The 3841-nt window shown below is 69.0% G+C and carries 5 protein-coding genes and 1 pseudogene; all 6 read left to right on the top strand.

Going from position 1 to position 3841, the window contains the following annotated elements; genetic code table 11:
- The coding region (locus ACK4ZD_RS15365) for an ATP-binding protein (protein ID WP_409664047.1) at positions 1-713 on the top strand (713 nt) is incomplete at its 5' end.
- Between the two features lie 3 nt (positions 714-716).
- Complete coding sequence (locus ACK4ZD_RS15360; protein ID WP_409664044.1) at positions 717-1346, top strand: hypothetical protein; 630 nt, start codon at positions 717-719, stop codon at positions 1344-1346.
- 9 nt (positions 1347-1355) lie between these two features.
- Positions 1356-1859: a DUF6511 domain-containing protein gene (locus ACK4ZD_RS15355; protein WP_409664041.1), complete on the top strand. Its 504-nt coding sequence runs from the start codon at positions 1356-1358 to the stop codon at positions 1857-1859.
- Positions 1856-2602: a hypothetical protein gene (locus tag ACK4ZD_RS15350; protein WP_409664038.1), complete on the top strand. Its 747-nt coding sequence runs from the start codon at positions 1856-1858 to the stop codon at positions 2600-2602. Before ACK4ZD_RS15355 ends, ACK4ZD_RS15350 begins: the two co-directional genes overlap by 4 nt.
- Entirely contained in the window at positions 2599-2853 is a 255-nt protein-coding gene (locus ACK4ZD_RS15345) for a helix-turn-helix domain-containing protein (RefSeq protein WP_409664035.1), read from the top strand. Before ACK4ZD_RS15350 ends, ACK4ZD_RS15345 begins: the two co-directional genes overlap by 4 nt.
- Positions 2837-3841, top strand: a pseudogene (locus ACK4ZD_RS15340) (hypothetical protein); the annotation flags it as partial. The gene ACK4ZD_RS15345 and the pseudogene ACK4ZD_RS15340, both read left to right, overlap by 17 nt.

The following is a 3841-nucleotide window of genomic DNA, read 5'->3' as shown; positions in this document are numbered from 1 at the left end:
CCTCGACCCTGTTCGTTGACCTCGAGGCTGGGGATCTGGCCGTCAAGGACTGGCGCGGCGACTGCGTGCGCCCGCGCACCTGGCCCGAGTTCCGCGATCTCGTCGTGTTCCTCGCCGGCCCGAACCCGGCGCTGCCGGCCGATGCGCCGTTCTCCGAAGCGCACTACCGGCACGTCTGCGAGCGCTACGGCGACCCGGCGCAACTGGCCAAGTACGACACCTACTTCGTCGACAGCATCACGGTGCTCGCCCGTCTGGCGCTCGTCTGGGCCAAGACCCAGCCGCAAGCGTACAGCGAGCGCACCGGCAAGCCAGACACCCGGGGCGCTTACGGCTTGCTCGGCACCGAGATGCTGGCCGCGCTCACGCACTTGCAGCACGCGCGCGGCAAGAACGTGGTGTTCGTGGCCATTCTTGACGAGCGCATCGACGACTTCAACCGCAAGGTGTTCGTGCCCCAGATCGAGGGCGCCAAGACCGCCGCGGAACTGCCCGGCATCGTCGATGAAGTCGTCACCTTGTCTGAGATCAAGGCCGAGGACGGCAGCAGCTACCGCGCCTTCGTCTGCCACACCGTCAATCCCTACGGCTACCCGGCCAAGGACCGCTCCGGCCAGCTCGAGTTGCTGGAGCCGCCGAACCTCGCCGCGCTGATCGACAAGTGCGCCGCCGCCACCCGCATCCCGCCATCCACCACCGCCTTCAAGGAGTGATCCATGACCGCCTGGAACGATTTCAACGACGCCGAACAGCAGCCCAGTTTCGACCTCATCCCCAAGGGCACGGTCGCCCGAGTCCGGATGACGATCAAGCCCGGGGGCTTCGATGACCCGGCCCAGGGCTGGACCGGGGGCTACGCCACGCAGAGTTTCGAGACCGGCTCGGTCTACCTGGCCTGCGAGTTCGTCGTGCTGGAGGGGCCCTACGCCCGCCGCAAGATGTGGAGCAATGTCGGCCTGCACAGCCCAAAGGGACCGGCGTGGGGGAACATGGGGCGCAGCTTCGTGCGTGCGGTGCTCAATTCCGCGCGCCACGTCCACCCCCAGGACATGAGCCCGCAGGCGGCCGCCGCACGGCGCATCCAGGGCTTTCATGAGCTCGATGGCATCGAGTTCCTCGCCCGCATCGATGTCGAGAAAGACGGCCGCGGGGAACTCAAGAACGTCGTCCGAAATGCCGTCGAGCCCGACCACCCGGACTACGCCCGCCTGATGGGCGTGCCGCCGAAGAACACCGGCACCGGTAACGCAGGCGCGCCGGCGACGGTCACTCCGCCTCGTGCGATGCCTGCGCCTGCCGTTGCCCAACGCCCCGCCGTGCCGGGCAAGCCGGCCTGGGCGCAGTGAGGGGGGCGGATGAAATGCTGGATCTGCAAACGACAGGCCCGTGGCTTCGGCCACACCGACAACCGCCACGGTGTCGGCGATCCACGGCGCTATCCGGTCGACTGGGTGTTCTGCTCGCGTCGCTGCCAGGAGGCGTTTCACACGCTCTACGGCAACTGGCTGCGGGTGCGAGACGGACGTCCACCCCTCGGGGAGGTCGCGATGATCGATCCGTCTGACGTCGAACTCGCCGCGATGAGGAAGTGCCTCAAGGCCTTCGGCGCGGCGGCAGAGGGCATCGGCTTCGACAAGCCGCTGGGCGCGTACTCCGAGGCCGAGGCGATCCAGGTGATCGACGCCATCGTCACCTGCTACACGGACGCGATGGTCGAGCACCACGAAGCGACCAAGTACCCGCCGGTGCGCGGGCTCAAAGAACCGGTGTCCGACCCCTTCGCCGATCTCGAGGACGACCTGCCGTGGGAGGAACCGACGGCGGCCCCGAAAGCGGCACAGAAGGAGGCGCGGCCATGATGGACTTCAACGCCTCCAAGAGCCTGTCGGGCCAGGTCACGGCGCTGATCGACGCCGGAATGCAGCAGTCTCGCGCGGCACAGCCTCGCCGCACGTACCTGGGTGCCTCGCGCCTCGGGGCCGCGTGCGAGCGCGCGCTGCAGTACGAGGTCGCCGACGCCCCGGTCGATCCGGGTCGCGAGACCGACGGTCGCATGCTGCGCGTCTTCGAGCGCGGCCACCTCATCGAGGACTGCATGGTCGGATGGCTGCGCGCGGCGGGCTTCGATCTGCGAACGCGCGACGACGCGGGCGAGCAGTTCGGCTTCTCGGCACTCGACGGGCGCCTGCAAGGCCACGTCGATGGCGTCATCGTCGCCGGGCCCGACCTGGGGTTCGGTTCCGGCTACCCGGCGCTGTGGGAGAACAAGTGCCTGGGCTCGAAGTCCTGGCGGGAACTCGATAAGAACCGCCTCGCCGTGGCCAAGCCGGTCTACGCGGCGCAGGTTGCCGTCTACCAAGCCTATCTCGAACTGCACGAGCACCCGGCGCTCTTCACGGCGGTCAACGCCGACACGATGGAGATTTACGCCGAGCTGGTGCCCTTCGATGCGGCGCTGGCGCAGCGCATGTCGGACCGCGCCGTCAAGGTGATCTCGGCCACCGACGCGGGCGAACTGCTGCCGCGCGGCTTCAACGATTCCACCCACTTCGAATGCCGGATGTGCCCGTGGCAGGACCGGTGCTGGAGGGCTGCGGCATGAACGACACACCGCTGCACCAGGTGATCGGGGAGCGCCTGATCGACGCACGCGAGGCGGCGCTGACGCTGAATCTGCCGCTCTACTGGCTCACCCACGCGAAGGAGCGCCGGCGTCTCGGCCTGCCGCACTACCGGGTCGGCAAGCTGCTGCGTTTCAAGCTCTCCGAACTGATCGCGTGGATGGAGGAAAGCCAAGCCCTGCACCCGGCCGACGCAGGGCACGAGGAGGAGGCGGATGCTGGACTTCAATGACACCGCGACCGAGCCCGAGATCCCGGCGTCCGAACGCCGCGAGGCCGTACGCGCCGCCCTGCTCGCGAGGCTGGAGTCGGTGCTGTTCACCCTGTTCCCCGCTGGAAAGAAGCGACGCGGCAAGTTCGTCATCGGCGACGTGCTCGGCAGCCCGGGCGACAGCCTGGAGGTCGTGCTCGACGGCGACAAGGCGGGACTGTGGACCGACCGCGCCGAAGGCTCCGGCGGCGATGTGTTCCACCTGATCGGCGCCCACTTTGGCGTGGACGTGCACGGCGACTTCGCCCGCGTCCTCGACCTGGCCGAGGACCTCGTCGGCCGTGCCCCCACGGCCCCGGCGCTCAAGCGCCGCAAGGAGACCCTGGTCGATGACCTGGGTCCGGCCACCGCCAAGTGGGACTACCTCGACGCTCAGGGGCGGCTGCTCGCCGTCGTCTACCGCTACGACCCGCCCGGGCGCAAGAAGGAATTCCGGCCCTGGGACGCGCGCCGCCGCAAGATGGCCCCGCCCGAGCCGAGGCCGCTGTACAACCAACCGGGGATCCAGGACGCCGCGCAGGTCGTGCTGGTCGAAGGCGAGAAGTGCGCGCAGGCCTTGATCGAGATCGGGATCGTGGCCACCACCGCCATGCACGGGGCCAACGCCCCGGTGGACAAGACGGACTGGTCGCCGCTGGCCGGCAAGGCCGTCTTGGTCTGGCCTGACCGCGACAAGCCGGGCTGGGAGTACGCCGTGCAGGCGGCCCAGGCGATTCTGTCGGCCGGTGCCAAGTCCTGCCACATCCTCTACCCACCCGAGGATGCCGCCGAGGGCTGGGACGCGGCCGATGCGGTGGCCGAGGGCTTCGATGTGGCCGCCTTCCTCGTCCACGGCCCGCGTGTGCAGGTGCATGACATCGCGGACCCCGGCGAGCCGGTGATCGGCGCGGATGAATCGGTGTGGGGCACCGAAGATGCCCTGGCGCTGGCCTTCACCCGGCGCTACCAC

Origin of the sequence: Caldimonas sp., from assembly GCF_046291045.1 — a bacterium.
GTDB lineage: Bacteria > Pseudomonadota > Gammaproteobacteria > Burkholderiales > Burkholderiaceae_C > Caldimonas.
This window is presented reverse-complemented; position numbering and strand designations above follow the sequence as displayed.

Coding starts and splice junctions, on each gene's coding strand:
- ACK4ZD_RS15360 (WP_409664044.1), top strand. CDS start 717: ATGACCGCCTGGAACGATTTCAACGACGCCGAACAGCAGCCCAGTTTC.
- ACK4ZD_RS15355 (WP_409664041.1), top strand. CDS start 1,356: ATGAAATGCTGGATCTGCAAACGACAGGCCCGTGGCTTCGGCCACACC.
- ACK4ZD_RS15350 (WP_409664038.1), top strand. CDS start 1,856: ATGATGGACTTCAACGCCTCCAAGAGCCTGTCGGGCCAGGTCACGGCG.
- ACK4ZD_RS15345 (WP_409664035.1), top strand. CDS start 2,599: ATGAACGACACACCGCTGCACCAGGTGATCGGGGAGCGCCTGATCGAC.